General features: G+C 62.6%; 10 protein-coding genes. 8 read left to right on the top strand and 2 right to left on the bottom strand.

Translation table 11 applies throughout. The annotated features are described in order from the left end of the window. Window positions 1-6 precede the first annotated feature (6 nt). Window positions 7-1932, bottom strand: coding sequence for a protease modulator HflK (gene hflK / locus K1567_RS16235; protein WP_169867656.1), 1926 nt, complete (start codon window positions 1930-1932; stop codon window positions 7-9). Between the two features lie 268 nt (window positions 1933-2200). Between hflK and K1567_RS16230 the strand changes: the two genes are divergently transcribed. The 8 genes from K1567_RS16230 (at window position 2201) to pbpC (ending at window position 16095) form a co-directional block, all read left to right on the top strand. Then, entirely contained in the window at window positions 2201-2824 is a 624-nt protein-coding gene (locus tag K1567_RS16230; RefSeq protein WP_034101577.1) for a CDP-alcohol phosphatidyltransferase family protein, read from the top strand. 11 nt (window positions 2825-2835) lie between these two features. Then, window positions 2836-4590: a bifunctional alpha/beta hydrolase/class I SAM-dependent methyltransferase gene (locus tag K1567_RS16225; RefSeq protein WP_169867657.1), complete on the top strand. Its 1755-nt coding sequence runs from the start codon at window positions 2836-2838 to the stop codon at window positions 4588-4590. A gap of 2 nt (window positions 4591-4592) precedes the next feature. Next, window positions 4593-5891, top strand: a complete 1299-nt coding sequence (locus K1567_RS16220; RefSeq protein WP_034101579.1) for a phosphatase PAP2/dual specificity phosphatase family protein — start codon at window positions 4593-4595, stop codon at window positions 5889-5891. Further along, window positions 5881-6324, top strand: coding sequence for a hypothetical protein (locus K1567_RS16215; RefSeq protein WP_040266648.1), 444 nt, complete (start codon window positions 5881-5883; stop codon window positions 6322-6324). Before K1567_RS16220 ends, K1567_RS16215 begins: the two co-directional genes overlap by 11 nt. A gap of 9 nt (window positions 6325-6333) precedes the next feature. After that, window positions 6334-6954: a 1-acyl-sn-glycerol-3-phosphate acyltransferase gene (locus K1567_RS16210; protein WP_034101581.1), complete on the top strand. Its 621-nt coding sequence runs from the start codon at window positions 6334-6336 to the stop codon at window positions 6952-6954. A gap of 1 nt (window position 6955) precedes the next feature. After that, entirely contained in the window at window positions 6956-7888 is a 933-nt protein-coding gene (locus tag K1567_RS16205) for a phosphatidate cytidylyltransferase (protein WP_034101582.1), read from the top strand. A gap of 112 nt (window positions 7889-8000) precedes the next feature. Continuing rightward, a complete protein-coding gene (locus K1567_RS16200; RefSeq protein WP_220698645.1) occupies window positions 8001-13817 on the top strand; it encodes an alpha-2-macroglobulin in 5817 nt (1938 codons plus the stop codon). After that, a complete protein-coding gene (gene pbpC, locus K1567_RS16195) occupies window positions 13798-16095 on the top strand; it encodes a penicillin-binding protein 1C (protein WP_213548348.1) in 2298 nt (765 codons plus the stop codon). The genes K1567_RS16200 and pbpC overlap by 20 nt, the downstream gene beginning before the upstream one ends. On the opposite strand, the gene K1567_RS16190 is transcribed toward pbpC, so the two are convergent. Further along, window positions 16092-16472, bottom strand: coding sequence for a hypothetical protein (locus tag K1567_RS16190; protein WP_034115504.1), 381 nt, complete (start codon window positions 16470-16472; stop codon window positions 16092-16094). The two genes, pbpC and K1567_RS16190, sit on opposite strands and share 4 nt — an antisense overlap. Window positions 16473-16501 lie beyond the last annotated feature (29 nt).

Raw genomic sequence — 16501 nt, 5'->3', positions numbered from 1 at the left:
GACTCCTTATTGCACGGCTTTACGCGGCGCCATGGGGTCGGCCGGCAAAGTGAAAGAACGCAGATCGATGGTCGGCGCGCCATCGGCGCCCAGACGGTGATCCAGAATGAGCAACTTGGCGTGAGCCAGGCCCTGGCTGAGCTGGCTGAAATACTGCTCCAGCACAAACGCCCGGCCCGCCGTGGCATAGGCCTTTTGTTCGGCCGTGAAACGCAGGTCCGCAGCCTGTGCGGCGGCATTCACTTCACGGGCGCTGGCCTGGGCCTGGTCACGGGCGGTGCTGGCTTGCAGTTGGGCCTGGTTGGTCTGCTCGCTGGCGGCGCCGCGTTCGCGGGCAATCAGGGCCTGGGCTCCGATCTGCGCGGCCTGTACGGCGTGGTAGGCGTTGGCGGCGCCGGCCGGCGGGTGGATGGCTTCCACCACCGTGGCAAGGATTTCCACCCCGCTGTTCAGACGCTGCAAATCTGCTTGCACGGCGCGGCCGATTTCATCCGCCAGGCGGGTGCGCTGCTCACCGAGCAATTCATCAAGGGTGCGCGAGGCAAACTCATGCACGAGGATGCGGCTGGCGGTGCTACGGATCAGCGTCGGCACATCCGCGCTGTTATAGGTAGCGGCGAGCGCAGCCTGGTCGCTGAGGCCGATGCGGTAGACGAAACGCACGTCCATATTGACGATCTGAAAGCCCTGGGTGTCGCCCCGACGGCTGGCGATGACCTGGGATTTGTCGTTCACATGGCTGGCGTCCCAAAGACGATTGGCAATCAGCGGCGGCGGCCCTTCGGCGGGCGCCAGTGCCGGGGCGGCGGCGTCGCTGGCGCTGGTCGCCAGCTCATGCACCACGCCGTTTTCCACCGGCAACACACGCCCCAATGGCCAGGGCAATCCGGCGTGCAGCCCGGGGCCGAACACCTCGACCGGTTTACCGAAGCGCTCATAAATCCCGCGGCCTTGCAGCGGGACTTCATGCACGCCGGTCAACGCCCAGCCAATCGCCAGCACCACCAGTAACACCGGTAAAAACGCGCGGCGCATATAGGTAAATGCCCAGATCTGGCGCAGATCGATGCCGAAGCGGTTGTGCAATTCGTGCTGCAGCGCCAGCAACGGGCGCGGCGGCCAACGCAGCAGATCGGCGATAAAGCTCTGCGCCAGCAGGCGCGGTTCCAGCCGTGGCTGGCGCGGGCTGAACAGCGACAGCACGGCCCTGAGCAAAAACTCCAGCGCCACCAGCGCCGGCAACAACCCAATAAGGGTCGCCAGACGCAGCGGCCACACCGATGCCTCACTGGCAAACAGCAGGCAAACCGCACTGATCACCAGGCAACCGATCGCCACCCGGCACAATTGCGCCAGCTGCGCGGCTTCTGGCCATTGCGCGGCGGTTTCTTGAGCCAACCGACGCTCGAACACCAGCACGCCAAATGCCAGGGCCAAGGCCAGCGCTGCGCCGATACTGGCGGATTGGCCGACTTGGGCGGCCGGCAACGTCAGGTTCCAGAACTCCACCACGCTGATCAGCGCCAGCAGCGACCAACCGCACAGCCACAACACCGGCGTACCGACCTGCGCCAGTAGCCCGCTACCGAAGCGCTCGAACAGCCGCGCCGACCAGCCGTTGGGCGCCTCGGAGGAGGCGATGGGCTCAGCTGTCGTCGGCTCCAGCGCCTGCGCGCGCCAATCCGCCACCCACCATGCCGATTGCAACCCAGCCACCAGCACCAGCAACGCCGAAGCGCAATTGATCAACACCACCGGCCAGATCGACAGCGGCGCAAACAGCGCGACAAACAACGCCAGCACCCAGCCGGTCACCGCCAGCACCGTCAGGCTGATACCGGCCTGGCGCAATCGACGGGCATGGAACAGCCCCTGCTGAAAACGCGGCAGGCCCTCCACCGAGGCGCCGTCAGCTTCTAGATCCACTTGCATCCCAACACGCCTGCTCGTACACAATTCGTTACGATATAACACAGAGCGTGAAATTTTTGTTCGCTTTGGGAGGGGCTTGCTCCTGATGAGGTTGGGTCGGCCCACACATGCATCGACTGTCAGGCAGCTATCGGAGGCAAGCCCCTCCCACCGTTGAGTGTCAGTCAAGAGCGTGATTAAACCCCCATAAACACGCGCTATCACTGGTGTAGGCCCGGAATAATCGGCACACTCCAGCGGGCTCACGGACAAGGAAGCGTCACCTCCCATGATTTCGATCTATCAGCTCAAACCGCGGTTTCAAAACCTGCTGCGTCCCCTCGTGCAGCGCCTCTACGACAACGGCACCACCGCCAACCAGATCACCGTGCTGGCCGGTGTTATTTCACTGCTGGTCGGCCTGTTGATCGCCGGCTTTGCCCAACACTTGTGGCTGTTTGCGTTGATCCCGCTGTGGATGATCCTGCGCATGGCGCTCAATGCCATCGACGGCATGCTCGCGCGGGAATTCGGCCAGCAGTCGCGCCTGGGTGCGTACCTCAATGAACTGTGCGACGTGATCGCCGACAGCGCGCTGATCCTGCCGTTTGCCCTGATCCCCGGCGTCAGCCTGGCGCCGGTATTGCTGGTGGCGTTGCTGGCGGTGTTCAGCGAATACGCCGGCGTGCTGGGCCCGATGGTCGGTGCATCGCGCCGCTACGACGGGCCGATGGGCAAAAGCGACCGGGCCTTTGTGCTGGGCGTGTTGGCCACCGGTGTGGCGCTCGGCTGGTTGGGGGCCGTTTGGGTCGACACGGTGATGTGGCTGGTCGCCGCGCTGCTGGCCTACACCCTGGTTAACCGTGTGCGCCAAGGCATTAAAGAAGCTCAAACCACCTCCCCTTCTGCATAAAGGATTCTGCGATGCGCGAACAGCAAGAGCACACCTTCAGTACCCATGATGGCGTCGGGCTTTTCTATCGGCACTGGCCGGCCACCGCCCCGGCGGGCGGCGAGCCGCGTAAGGCAATCGTGTTGTTCCATCGCGGCCATGAGCATTCGGGGCGTATCGCGCATTTGGTCGACGAACTCGACTTGCCTCAGTTCGACTTCTTCGCCTGGGACGCCCGTGGCCATGGTCAGTCACCCGGCGAACGCGGCGACAGCCCCAGTTTTGCTACCAGTGCTCGCGATGTGCAGACCTTTTGCGACCATATCGGCGTCACCTACGGCATCGAGCAAGAGAACTTCGCCGTGGTCGCCCAAAGTGTCGGCGCGGTGATCGCTGCCACCTGGGTACATGATTACGCGCCGAAAATCCGCGCGCTGGTGCTCGCCTCTCCGGCGTTCAAGGTCAAGCTGTATGTGCCGTTCGCGCGGCCGGGCCTGGCCTTGATGCGCAAGTTTCGCGGCAACTTTTTCGTCAACAGCTATGTGAAGGCCAAGTTCCTCAGCCACGACCCGGAGCGCGTGGCGTCCTACGACAGCGATCCGCTGATCACCAAGGCGATTTCGGTTAACGTACTGCTGGGCCTGTACGAAGCTGCCGACCGGGTAGTAGCCGACGCCCAGGCGATCCAGGTGCCGACTCAGTTGCTGGTGTCTGGCGCCGACTTCGTGGTGCACCGCAAACCCCAGCAGCAGTTTTTCGACCGCCTCGGCAGCCTGAAAAAAGAACTGCATATCCTCCCCGGTTTCTTTCACGACACCCTCGGCGAACGCGACCGCGCGGTGGCGGTGAGCAGCGCACGGCGGTTTATTCTGCAGAACTTCACCCAACCGCTGGACCGCGCTTCGCTGCTGGACGCCGACAAACTGGGCGCCACCTGCGCCGAGTCCGAAGCCCTCGCCGCACCGCTGCCGCGCAACTCCCTGCGTGACCTTTACTGGCGCATGACCCGCGCCAGCATGGGCCTGGGCAAGAACCTGTCCGAAGGGGTCAAACTGGGCTTCGACACCGGTTTCGACTCGGGCAGCACCCTGGATTACGTATACCGCAACACCCCCACCGGCAAAGGCGCCCTGGGGCGGATGATCGACACCAATTACCTCAACTCCATCGGCTGGCGCGGCATTCGCCAACGCAAGTTGAACGTCGAAGAACTGCTGCGCCTGGCCATGGCCAGGTTGCGCGATGAACAGCGCGCGGTGCGCATCGTCGACATCGCCGCCGGCCATGGCCGTTACATTCTGGAGGCGTTGCAAGGGGTGACACCGCTGCCGGAATCAATCCTGCTGCGCGACTACAGCGACATCAATGTGCGCGACGGTGGCGCGCTGATCCGCGAAAAGGGCCTGGGGGATATCGCGCAGTTCGTCAAAGGCGACGCGTTTGACCGCCAGGATTTGGCGGCGCTGGACCCCAAGCCGACCCTGGCGGTGGTGTCCGGGCTGTACGAATTGTTCGCCGATAACGCCATGGTCGGCGGCTCGCTGGCCGGCTTGGCCGAGGCGGTGGAGCCTGGCGGTTATCTGGTCTACACCGGCCAGCCATGGCACCCGCAGCTGGAGCTGATCGCCCGCGCGCTGACCAGCCATCGCCAGGGTCAGGCCTGGGTCATGCGTCGGCGCAGCCAGGCGGAAATGGACCAGCTGGTGGAAGCCGCCGGTTTCCGCAAAATTACCCAGCGCGTGGATGAGTGGGGCATTTTCACCGTGTCCCTGGCCCAGAAGATCTGATCATGCGCGAACCCGGCCTGTTAAAGCCTGCCGTTCTGTGGCTGCTACTGTTGGCACCGCTGTTTTTCAGCACCTACGGCTTTGCCACCTGGGTCACCAGCCAGCGCAGCGATGTCGGCACACTGGTGTTCGATTGGGAAAGCCATATGCCTTTTTGGGCCTGGACCATCGTGCCCTACTGGTCCATTGACCTGCTGTATGGCTTCTCCCTGCTGCTGCCCAACAGCCGCCATGAATTGAAACAACACGCCCTGCGCTTGCTGTCCGCCCAGGTCATCGCTGTCAGCTGCTTTTTGATCTGGCCGCTGCGCTTCACCTTCGAGCGGCCCGAACTGGACGGCGTATTCGGCTGGTTGTTTGCCGTACTGGCGGGCTTCGACAAACCCTTCAACCAGGCGCCCTCGCTGCATATCGCGCTGCTGGTGATTCTGTGGGTGATGTACCAGCGGCACGCTCAAGGCGTGTGGCGCTGGGTGGTACATGGCTGGTTTGCCTTGATCGGTATTTCCGTACTGACTACTTATCAACATCACTTTATCGACTTACCCACAGGCGCCCTTGCCGGCTGGCTGTGCGTGTGGTTGTGGCCGGTGGAGCACCCGAGCCCGCTGCTGAATGCCCACCTGGCCCGCGACCCTAAGCGCTGGCATTTAGGGTTGCGCTACGGGCTGATGGCCGTGGCCCTGGCAATACTGGCCTTGGCGTTTGGCGGCGGCTGGTTATGGCTGCTGTGGCCGGCGGTGTCGCTGGGGTTGGTCAGTACGAACTATTGCGTGCTGGGCGCTGCCGGTTTTCAAAAACGCAGCGATGGTCGACTGACGCCAGCCGCTCGCTGGCTGTACGCACCTTACCTGGCCGGGGCGTGGATAAATTCGCGGCTGTGGACACGCAAACATCCCCAGCCGGATCTGATTGTGGATAACGTCTGGCTCGGGCGAATTCCCACAACTGGCGAGCAAACTTCCTTCAACGCCATCGTCGATCTATGCGCAGAGTTACCGATTCATCCACAGGGCCGTGCCTATCAGTGCATTCCGGTGTTGGACCTGACCACGCCCACACCCGCCGAATGCCTGCAAGCGGCCCAGGCCATCGAGCGTTTGCACGACGACGGCCCATTGCTGGTGTGCTGCGCCCTGGGTTATTCGCGCAGCGCCACCGCCGTCGCCGCCTGGTTGCTAAACAGCGGGCGCGCCGCAACGGTGGATGAGGCGCTGGCTATGATTCGTACAGCGCGGGCCGAAGTGGTCCTGCATCCTGCTCACCGTTTAGCCCTGGAGGGTTTGCCCCATGCCCGCTGATATGGAACTCCAGATCGTCGCCAGCCTGCTGCGCCGCGGCCGCTCGCTGGATCAGTTATCCACAGGCCTTACGCTGGTCGGTGTATTGTTCGGCCTCGCTCAGTTGCTGATGGCCAGCGTGTCGCCGATCTGCCTGTTGCTCAGCCTGTGGATGATTATTCTTGGCTTGCTGCAAAAGTATTGGGCGCTGCGCGTGGCCTTCGATGCAGACCTGTTTGCGTTGCTGGCCCGCGACACCGAACGCACCGCCGACCTCGACCAAGCACTGCAAAGCCTTGGCCTGCAATCGGCCAAGCGCGCCGGCCGGCCTTGGGCCGAGCGCCGTCGCGGCGCCCTCAAACTGCTGCGCAAACAAGCCTGGTTGCTAGGCGCGCAAGCCCTGCTGACCCTGGCCGTGATCCTCGCCAGCCCTTGGCTGCCTTTTGCCGGATAAGGAATTCCCATGTTCGAACCTGTGGTTGCCACGCTGATTACCTCCATGGCCCGCACCGTCACCGGCGCCCGCAGCCTGTGGCTGGGTTGCGCGCCGGTGCCGGTGCAACGTATCTACTTCGCCAACCACAGCAGCCACGGCGACTTTGTGCTGCTGTGGGCCTCGCTGCCGCAAAATCTGCGCGCATTCACGCGGCCCGTGGCCGGTAGCGACTACTGGAACAAGAGCGCCCTGCGTCGCTACATCATCAACCGCGTATTCAATGGCGTGCTGATTGATCGGGAGCGCAAAGAGCCTGTGGATAACCCCTTGCAGCCGATGCTCGATGCCCTTGAGGGCGGCGATTCACTGATCATTTTTCCCGAAGGCACGCGCAATCTGGAAGACGGACTGCTGCCATTCAAAAGCGGCCTCTACCACCTGGCAAAAAGTTACCCACAGGCCGAGCTGGTGCCGGTGTGGATAGCCAACCTCAACCGGGTCATGCCCAAGGGCCGCGTTCTGCCGCTGCCGCTGCTGTGTACCACCAGCTTCGGCGCACCGCTGCACCTGGAGGACGGCGAAGACAAAGCCACGTTCCTCGCCCGTACCCGCGATGCCTTGCTCGCCCTCGCTCCGGAGCATTTCTGATATGCCTAGCCAAACCCTGATGTTGTTCGGCGGGATCGGCGCGATCCTGGTGCTGGCGTCGTTGATCGGGCTGATCCTCAAACTGCGCACCCGTGGCACGCCAAACGCGGTGATCGACAACCTCAACGCACGCATCAATGCCTGGTGGGTGATGGTGGTGGTGATCGGCATTGCCTTCTGGCTCGGCACCGGCGCGGTGATCCTGTTGTTCTACGCCGTGTCGTTCTATGCCCTTCGCGAATTCCTGACCCTCACGCCCACCCGACGCAGCGACTACCCCGCGCTGGTGGCCGCGTTCTACCTGGCGCTGCCGCTGCAATATCTGCTGATCTACTCGGACTGGTACGGCTTGTTCTCGATCTTTATCCCGGTGTACGTGTTCCTGCTGCTGCCGATCCTCGCGTCCCTGGGCGGCGACAGTACGCACTTTCTGGAGCGCGCGTCGAAAGTGCAGTGGGGGCTGATGATCGCGGTGTTCTGCGTGTCGTTCGTGCCAGCGCTATTGACCCTCGACATTCCCGGCTACGAAGGCCGCAACTTGCTGCTGATCGCCTACCTGGTGATCGTGGTGCAACTGTCGGACGTGCTGCAGTACGTGTGCGGCAAGTTATTCGGCAAACGTAAGATCGCGCCCAACCTGTCGCCGTCCAAAACCGTGGAAGGCTTCGTCGGCGGGATTCTGCTGTCCTCCCTGATCGGCGCGGCGTTGTGGTGGACCACGCCGTTCAACCCGTGGCAGTCATTCCTGATCGCCTTGCTGATCAATCTGCTCGGCTTCGCCGGCGGGATTGTGATGTCGGCGATCAAGCGCGACCGGGGGGTGAAGGACTGGGGGCATATGATCGAAGGTCATGGCGGTATGCTGGATCGGCTGGATTCGGTGTGCTTTGCGGCGCCGATTTTCTTTCATCTGGTGCGCTACTGGTGGACCTGACATCACCGCACTTAAACAGCTAATAATCAAAAAGTGGGAGGGGTAAAACCCTCCCACTTTTTGTTACAAAGACCCGTGTAAGATACGCCGCACTCAGCCAGGGATGCTCACCATGTTCGATTCGCTTAAAGCCATCAGCCGCCGTGTTGTGGGCGTGTTTCTGACTCTGGTGGGGGCCGTGTTTGGCCAGTGGCATCCGCCGCGCTGGCTGCGTGCTATTGGCCATGGCCTGGCGAATCTGGGCCACAAGGCGCGTGCTTATCCACGCCAAGCCGGTGCCGGGGTTTTGGGCCTGATGCTGCTGGCGGCCATGGGCTTTTATGGCTGGCAGTGGTATTCCAACTTGCCGCAGCCGCACACCGTGGGCTACTCGCTGCACAAACCTAATTTGACCGACTACACACAGCCATCCCCCGTTGTGGATAACTTGCAGGTGCGTTTTGCCGAATCGGTGGCCCCGTTGGCGGCCATCGGCAAAACGGTGAGCGAAGGCATCAGCCTCAAACCTGCCGTGGCCGGCACCTGGCGCTGGGCCGATGACCACACCTTGTTGTTCGTACCGGAGAAAGACTGGCCTGTAGACGCGGGTTACACCCTGGACTTGGCCAAGAAAAATCTGCTGGCCGATGGCGTATTGCTCAGCCAATACAGCAGCCAGTTTTCCACCCAGCCCTTCCGCGCCACCTTGGCGCAAAACGAGCTGTATCAAGACCCGTCCAACCCGACGCTAAAACAGCTGGTAGCCACCTTCCATTTTTCCCACCCGGTAGATGAAGACAGCCTACGTAAGCGCGTGTCGGTCATCCTCGGCAAAGGCCTGGCGTACCGTGATGCGCAGCTGCCCAATCGCCCGGAAATCACCTTCGACGAGCACAAACTCAACGCCTATGTGCGCTCCGCTGCACTGGCCACGCCGCTGGAAAGCACGCCCGTCAGTGCCAAGTTGGATGAAGGCATCAAGGCCCGCGACGGTGGCAACGCCAGCACTGCACCGCTGATAGCGGAAGTGACCGTGCCCGGGCGTTATCGCCTGACGTTTACCGGTGCCGAAGTGAGCTTTGTGGATAACGCACGCGGCGAGCCCGAGCCTGTGCTGATGTTCAGCAGTTCCAGCGCCGTAGCCGATGACACCATCGCCGGTAAGGTGCAGGCCTGGCTGTTGCCGGAAAAAGCCGAGGACGACACCCGTCCCTACACCACCGTCGACATTGACGATACCCTGCTCGCCCGCAGCACCAAAGTCAGCCTCACCCACGTGCCCAGCGTGGAACCGCTGAACACCCTGCACGCGTTCAAGTTCAAGGCCCCGGCCGGCCGGGCCCTTTATGTGCGCGTACCCGCCAATTTGGAAGCTATCGGCGGCTACTTGGCGAAAAATCCCACGGCGTCCTTGGTAAGCATGCCGGCGTATCCGCGCACGTTGCAGTTTCTGTCCGACGGCGCGTTGCTCAGCCTCAACGGCGAAAAGCGCTTGGGCTTCATGGCCCGTGGCGTGCCCGGCGCCCATGTGGAAATTGCGCGCCTGCTGCCTAATCAGCTGCAGCACCTGGTGGATCAGAGCAGCGGCAGCTTCGCCCGCCCCAATTTCGGTAACGAGTACTTCGATCGCATGGTCGAGCGTCAGGCACTGGACATTCCCCTGTCGTCCAACGACCCGGCCAAAACCGTCTACGACAATGTGGACCTGAGCCACTACCTCACCGCCAACGGCGGCCGGCGCGGTATTTTTGTACTTAAGCTCAGCCCCCAGGATGAACAGGCCGAACGCACCTTCGACTATGACCGCAGCGGCACCCGCGACCTGCGGTTTATCGTGGTGACCGACCTGGGCATCATCGCCAAACGTTCCAGCGATGGCAGCCACGATGTGTATGTGCAATCCATCGGCAGCGGTTCTCCGGTGGCCGATGCGCAGGTCGACATCATTGGTCGCAACGGCCTGCCGGTCGCCAGTGGCCATTCGGATGCCGAAGGCCACGCGCATTTCGCCAAGCTCGATGAACTGCGCCGTGAGAAAACGCCGCTGATGTATGTGGTCACTCGCGGCAATGACCAGTCCTTCTTGCCCATTGCCCGTCAGTCCCAACAACTGGATTTATCGCGTTTTGATGTAGGCGGGTTGGAAGAAGACGGTGCGATCGATCGCCTCAGCGCTTACCTGTTCACCGACCGCGGCCTGTACCGGCCCGGCGAAACCGCGCACCTGGGCATGATCGTGCGCAGTGGTAACTGGAAAGGCGCCCTGCAAGGCTTGCCGGTGGAACTGCAAATCACCGATCCACGCGGCCTGGAAGTGATCCGCCAGCCGCTGAAGCTGTCCGCCAGCGGTTTTGAGAGTTTTGATTTCCCCAGCAGCGAAGTCGCCCCCGCCGGGGATTACACCGCAACGCTGCAGCTGATCGGCCAGAAACAGACGCGCACCGACCTGGGCAGCGTCAACTTCAAGGTGCGTGACTTCGAACCGGACCGCATGAAAGTCAGCCTGAGCCTGAGCGACACCCCGGTGGCGGGTTGGATTGCGCCGGACCAAGTGGTGGCCAAGGTCACTGCCATGCACCTGTTCGGCGCGCCGGCGGCGGACCGTCGCGTCACCGGCAAGATGTCCCTGAGCCCGACGCTCGCGGCCTTTGATCGCTACCCCGATTACCGCTTCCGTCTTAACGACTCTCTGGAAGACGCAAGCACCGAAGACCTCGCCGAAAGCACACTCGACGACAACGGCCAAGCCGTGCTCGACCTAAACCTGCAACGTTTCGCCAACAGCACTTACCGCCTGCAAGTGATGACCCAGGTGTATGAAGCCGAGGGCGGTCGCAATGTGGCAGCGCAGAGTGCCTTGCTGGTGTCGTCCGCGCCCTACTTGGTAGGTGTGAAAAGTCAGGATTCGCTGTCGTACGTCGCCAAGGATGCGCCGCGCCAGGTGCAATGGCTGGCGGTGGCACCGGACCTCACGCCGCTGGCGGTGGATGGCCTGACCAGCGAAGTGGTCGAGCACCGCTATGTCTCGGTGCTGGTGAAACAATCCAACGGTACCTACAAGTACGAGTCGCGCATCAAGAACATCAGCCAGCCGGCCTCACCGCTGGCGATGACCAAGGACGGCGCTACACAGACGTTGAACACCGCGACACCGGGCGACTTCACCCTGCAAGTCAAGGACGCCAACGGCAACCTGCTCAACCAGATCGACTACAGCGTCGCTGGCCATGGCAATACCTCACGCTCTCTGGAGCGCAACGCCGAACTGCAATTGCGCCTGGATAAACGCAGCTATGCCACCGGTGACGAGATCGCTATCAGCCTGCGGGCGCCGTACACCGGGGCGGGTCTGATCACCATCGAACGGGACAAGGTCTACACCCAGCAGTGGTTCAAGGCCGACAGCACCACCAGCGTGCAACATATCCGCGTGCCTGCGGGCCTTGAGGGCAATGCCTACGTTAACGTGCAGTTCGTACGCGATATGGGCTCGCCGGAGGTGTACATGAGCCCGTTGTCCTACGGGGTGGTGCCGTTCAGCATCAACCTGGATGCACGGCGCATGGCGTTGAAAGTGGAAGGCCCGGCGAAGATCGAGCCGGGGCAGACATTGGACATCAAAGTCAGCACCGATCGGCCGGGCCGTGCAGTGGTGTACGCGGTGGACGAAGGCATCTTGCAGGTGGCGCGCTATCAGACGCCGGACCCGCTGGGGTTCTTCTTCCAGAAGCGCGCGTTGGAGGTCGGCACCAGTCAGATCCTTGACCTGATCCTGCCGGAATTCAGCCGCCTGCTCAGTGGCGCGGCGCCCGGTGGCGATACGGAAGGCGCCCTGGCCAATCATCTCAACCCGTTCAAGCGCAAGCACCAGCCACCAGTGGCCTGGTGGTCCGGCCTGGTGGATTTGCCGGCCGGTGAAACCATGCTGCACTACCAGGTGCCGGACAGCTTCAACGGTAAGTTGCACCTGTTCGCGGTAGCGGTGGACAGCGACAGCGTTGGCGTCAGCGAAGCCAACACCGAAGTGCGCGGCCCCATCGTGATCACGCCAAACGTACCCGCCTTCGTGGCGCCGGGTGACGTGTTCAATGTCAGCGCCGGGGTGTTCAGCAATCTCGACGCGGCGGCGGACGTGAAGTTTGAACTGCAAACCAGCACCGGTCTGGTGGTACAGGGTGACAAGGGCAGCACGTTGTCCTTGCAACCGCGCAAGGAAGGCACCGCCGAATTCAAGATCAAGGTCGGCGAAACCCTGGGTTCGGCAGACCTGCGCTTTGTCGCGGTGCTGCCGGACGGCAAACGTATTCAAGTGGCCGAAACCACGTCGATCCGTCCTCTGAGCGAGCATCGCGTGGCCCTGAGCCTGGGTCGCTTCGACAGCGCCAGCAAAGAACTGAAACCGACCCGCGAACTGTTCGGCCAACTGCGCGACGTGCAACTGGGCGTGGCTGCTTCGCCGCTGGTATGGGCCAACGGCCTCAAGCATTACTTGGATGACTACGGCTACGCGTGCACCGAGCAATTGGTGTCCAAGGCCATGCCGGCGTTGATCTGGGGCGGCACGGCACCGGAGGCCGAGCAAGCCTTCGGCAGTGCGGTACGCATGCTGCGCCAGCGCCAGAACCAGGCCGGTGGCTTCGGTTTGTGGGCTGCCAACCCCGATGTGGCGCCGTACGCCAGCCTATACGCCACCGACTTCCTGATCGAAGCCAAGGAGCGCGGGCTGCCGGTACCGGAAGACCTGTTGGTTCGCTCGAATGCTTATCTGACAGACCTGGCCAATGGTCCTAGCGAGGGCCTGTCGGAATTGCGCAATCGCGCCTACGCCAGTTACCTCTTGAGCCGTCAGGGGATTCTGGTCAGCGGCGCCTTGAGCGATATCCGCGAACGTTACGAAAGCTACTTCAAAGACACCTGGCAGAACGACCTGGGCGCAGCTTACTTGGCCGCCAGCTACAAGTTGCTCAAACAGGATCGTCAGGCCGATGCCTTGTTCCGCAAAATCCCATGGCGCGCCCTTGTGGATAAGTGGGACAGCGACGGCCTTTATTACGACCCGCTGGTACACGATGCTGAACACCTGCACCTGCTGGCCCGGCACTTCCCGCAAATGCTGGACGACGTACCGACAGCGTTGCTGGATAAACTCGGCAAGCGCCTCAACGAACAGCGCTACAACTCGCTGTCGGCCGCCCTGCTGCTGCGCGCCTTGGACAACTACGGCCAGCGGGCGCAAAGCGACATGACCCTCAAGGCCAGCGCCTGGTTGAGCGACAAGCAGCAACAACTGTTGGAGATGGCCGGCCAGCCGCCGCGGGCTGCCGTGCCGGCGGCCACGAAGAAGCTGGTGATGGAGAAGTCTGACGGCCCGGCGGCGTTTTACATGCTCAGCGAAGCCGGTTTCGACAAGGGTGCCAAGCTCAAGCCGATCAACAATGGCCTGGAAATCATCCACGAGTACCTCGATCTCAAGGGCGAGCCCGTAAGCAAGGTGGCCGTGGGCGATGAATTCTTGGTGCGCCTGCGTCTGCGTGCCACTGACCGTGACCAAGTGCAGCAAGTGGCGGTGGTCGATCTGCTGCCTGGCGGCGTCGAGCCTGTGTATAACTTGCCGCCGGAGCCGGAATCGGCGAGCACTGAGGAAAGTGAAGGCGAAGGTGACGACGCCGAGTACGTCGAAACCAGTGAAGACAGCCAAGAGGCGGACACGTGGCAAGCCCCCATCGGCGAAACCGAGCTGAGTAACTGGCAGCCGGATTATGTGGACGTACGCGATGATCGAGTGGTGTTGTACGGCACTGCGCTGCGTGACGCAGGCACCTTCGTGTACCGCGTGCGCGCCACCAACGCGGGGACCTTCAATACCCCGCCGGCCTACGCCGAAGGCATGTACGAAACCACCCTGCAAGGGCGCGGCAAAGTAGGCCAGCTTGAAATTACCAAGCCTTAAGCGCCTGACGCCGCTGCTCGCAGCGGCGGTGGTGCTGGCGGGGCTGCGCCTGTGGCCCCATGCCCCGCTGGAACGGGCCGTAACTTCATCACGGGTGGTGCTGGCCGACGACGGCGCGCTACTGCGCATGACCTTGGCGGATGACGGCCAATACCGTCTATGGCTACCGCTGGAGCGGATATCGCCTTCATTGATCGAAGCCTTATTGCTCAAGGAGGATCGCAACTTCTACTGGCACCCGGGGATCAATCCCCCGGCATTGCTGCGCGCGGCCCTTGCTACCTACAGTGGCGGCCAGCGCCAGGGTGGGTCGACCCTGAGCATGCAACTGGCGCGGCGCCTGTGGGACCTGAACACTCGCCAGGTACCGGGCAAGTTGCAGCAGATGGCCTTGGCGCTGTGGCTGGAGGCGCGCTACAGCAAGCACGACATCCTTGAGGCCTACCTCAACCTGGCGCCCATGGGCGGCAATATCGAGGGGGCCGAGGCGGCCAGTCGTATTTACTTCGGTAAATCGGCAGCGCAGTTGTCACTATCCGAAGCGCTGGCGCTGGCGGTGATTCCGCAGCAACCGGGGCGGCGTGCGCGTTTCGGGCCGTCGCTGCAAAACGCACGGCTGCGCTTGATGGCCGACTGGCGCGAGACTTATCCACAAGACCCGCGCAACGACAGCCTGCTCGACCTGCCGCTGGAGGCGCGCAATCGCCAGCAGATCCCGTTTCTGGCGCCGCACCTGAGCGAACAGCTGCTGGCCTCCGAGATCGGCACGCAAATCAACAGCACCCTCAACCTGCCGCTCCAGCAATTGCTGGAACGTCTGATCAGCGGTTTTATCGCCGAGCGCCGCAGCACCGGCGTGGAAAACGCCACGGCCATCCTGATCGACAGCCGCGACCAGAGCGTCAAGGCGCTGGTGGGCTCGGCGGATTACTTATCCACAGGCATCCACGGCCAGGTCAACGGCGTGTTGTCGCGACGCTCGCCGGGGTCGACGCTCAAGCCCTTTCTGTACGGGCTGGCGCTGGACCAGGGGATTATCCATCCCATGAGTATCCTCAAGGATTTGCCCAGTAACTTCGGCTACTTCCAGCCGGAAAATTTCGACGGCAGTTTTGTCGGCCCGCTGACGGCGCGGGATGCTTTGATCCGTAGTCGCAATATCCCGGCGGTGTGGCTGGCCAGCCAGGTCAAGTCGCCGTCGTTGTATGGTTTGCTGCAACGCGCCGGCATCAAAGGCCTGCGCGATGAGAGCCATTACGGCCTGGCCCTCGCCCTTGGCGGCGGCGAAATGACTCCGGAAGAGTTGGCGCGGCTGTACGTGATGCTAGCGGGCGACGGGCATCTGCGGGCGTTGCGCTATGTGCAGGAACAAGCGCCATCCACAGGAGCGCAATTGCTCACCCCTCAGGCCGCCTTCATGGTGCGCGATATGCTGCGCCGCAACCCGCGTCCGGATGGCTTGCCCGCGCGCCATTGGCGCACTGCGTGGAAAACCGGCACGTCCTGGGGCTTTCATGATGCGTGGAGCGCCGGCCTGGTGGGTCCGTATGTGTTGGTGGTGTGGGTAGGTAACTTCGACGGGCGCCCGAACCCGGCGTTTATCGGCGCCAAGACCGCCGCGCCGCTGTTCTTCCGTATCGCCGACGCCTTGCCCCTGGCCTTGCCCAACGTGGTGATCAAACCCGACAAACCGCCCGCCGGGCTGGTACGCATCGACGTCTGCGCCGCCTCCGGCGAACTGCCCAACCGCTGGTGCCCGCAAACCCGCAAGACCTGGTACATCCCAGGCGTCTCACCGATTCGCGTGTCCAACCTGCACCGCCCGGTACTTATCGACACTCGCACCGGCAAAGCCGCTTGCCCACCGTTCGAGGCGCAATACACCCGCGAGGAAGTCTTCGAATTCTGGCCCAGCGACGTACAACGCCTGTACCGCGCCGCCGGCCTGCCGCGCCGCACACCGCCCAACGTGATGAAAAACTGCCAGCCCAACCGCATCAGCGACCAGAGCGAAGCGCCGCAGATTCGTTCGCCGTTGACCCAAGTGAGTTACCAACTGCGCCTGTCCCAGCCCCAGGAAAGCATCCCGCTGAACGCGAACGCGGCCAGCGACGCCGCAACGCTGTATTGGTTCGCCGACCAGACCTTGATCGGCCAGGGCCCGCCGCAGGCCACGCTGAATTGGCGACCGGGGAAGTCGGGGGAGTATCGGTTGCGGGTCAGCGACGATCAGGGCCGCAGTGCGAGTCGGGGGTTGCGGGTGGAGTTTGTGCCTTAGGCATGCCGCTTGTTCTCAACAACCTCTACGTAGCTGGACTCCCCTCCTCCCACAGCCCCCGACAACCAACCCCAGACAAAACTCAGGATAGTACGCCCGGTCTGATCCACACCCACCGTGCCCCGCGACCAACCGGACAGCAGTTCACCGTCCAGTGTCAGACAATGAAAAAGCAGCTCGATGGTATCGACTCCGGTTACGCGTCCGACTTGCATGCCTAGGCGAATTCGACCGCCCTTGTAGGTGCTGGAAATAGCGTCACCCTCAACAAGGTAGTGAAACACCGTGCCGGCACCGGATAGCCCGTGGGTATTGTTGGTGACCGCAAATCGACGATTGTGCAAACGCTCGCCAAGTTGGGAAAAGGTTGGTGTCATCTGCGTCGCGTCCTTGCATAGGCGCCTGG

The organism is Pseudomonas sp. S5F11, from assembly GCF_019641515.1.
Lineage (GTDB): Bacteria > Pseudomonadota > Gammaproteobacteria > Pseudomonadales > Pseudomonadaceae > Aquipseudomonas > Aquipseudomonas rhodesiae.
The sequence above is the reverse complement of the archived record's forward strand: the minus strand, read 5'-3'. Positions and strand labels throughout refer to the sequence as shown.

What these genes read in the sequence shown, in the direction of transcription:
- hflK (WP_169867656.1), bottom strand. Translation starts at nt 1,932, where the DNA reads ATGCAAGTGGATCTAGAAGCTGACGGCGCCTCGGTGGAGGGCCTGCCG.
- K1567_RS16230 (WP_034101577.1), top strand. Translation starts at nt 2,201, where the DNA reads ATGATTTCGATCTATCAGCTCAAACCGCGGTTTCAAAACCTGCTGCGT.
- K1567_RS16225 (WP_169867657.1), top strand. Translation starts at nt 2,836, where the DNA reads ATGCGCGAACAGCAAGAGCACACCTTCAGTACCCATGATGGCGTCGGG.
- K1567_RS16220 (WP_034101579.1), top strand. Translation starts at nt 4,593, where the DNA reads ATGCGCGAACCCGGCCTGTTAAAGCCTGCCGTTCTGTGGCTGCTACTG.
- K1567_RS16215 (WP_040266648.1), top strand. Translation starts at nt 5,881, where the DNA reads ATGCCCGCTGATATGGAACTCCAGATCGTCGCCAGCCTGCTGCGCCGC.
- K1567_RS16210 (WP_034101581.1), top strand. Translation starts at nt 6,334, where the DNA reads ATGTTCGAACCTGTGGTTGCCACGCTGATTACCTCCATGGCCCGCACC.
- K1567_RS16205 (WP_034101582.1), top strand. Translation starts at nt 6,956, where the DNA reads ATGCCTAGCCAAACCCTGATGTTGTTCGGCGGGATCGGCGCGATCCTG.
- K1567_RS16200 (WP_220698645.1), top strand. Translation starts at nt 8,001, where the DNA reads ATGTTCGATTCGCTTAAAGCCATCAGCCGCCGTGTTGTGGGCGTGTTT.
- K1567_RS16190 (WP_034115504.1), bottom strand. Translation starts at nt 16,472, where the DNA reads ATGACACCAACCTTTTCCCAACTTGGCGAGCGTTTGCACAATCGTCGA.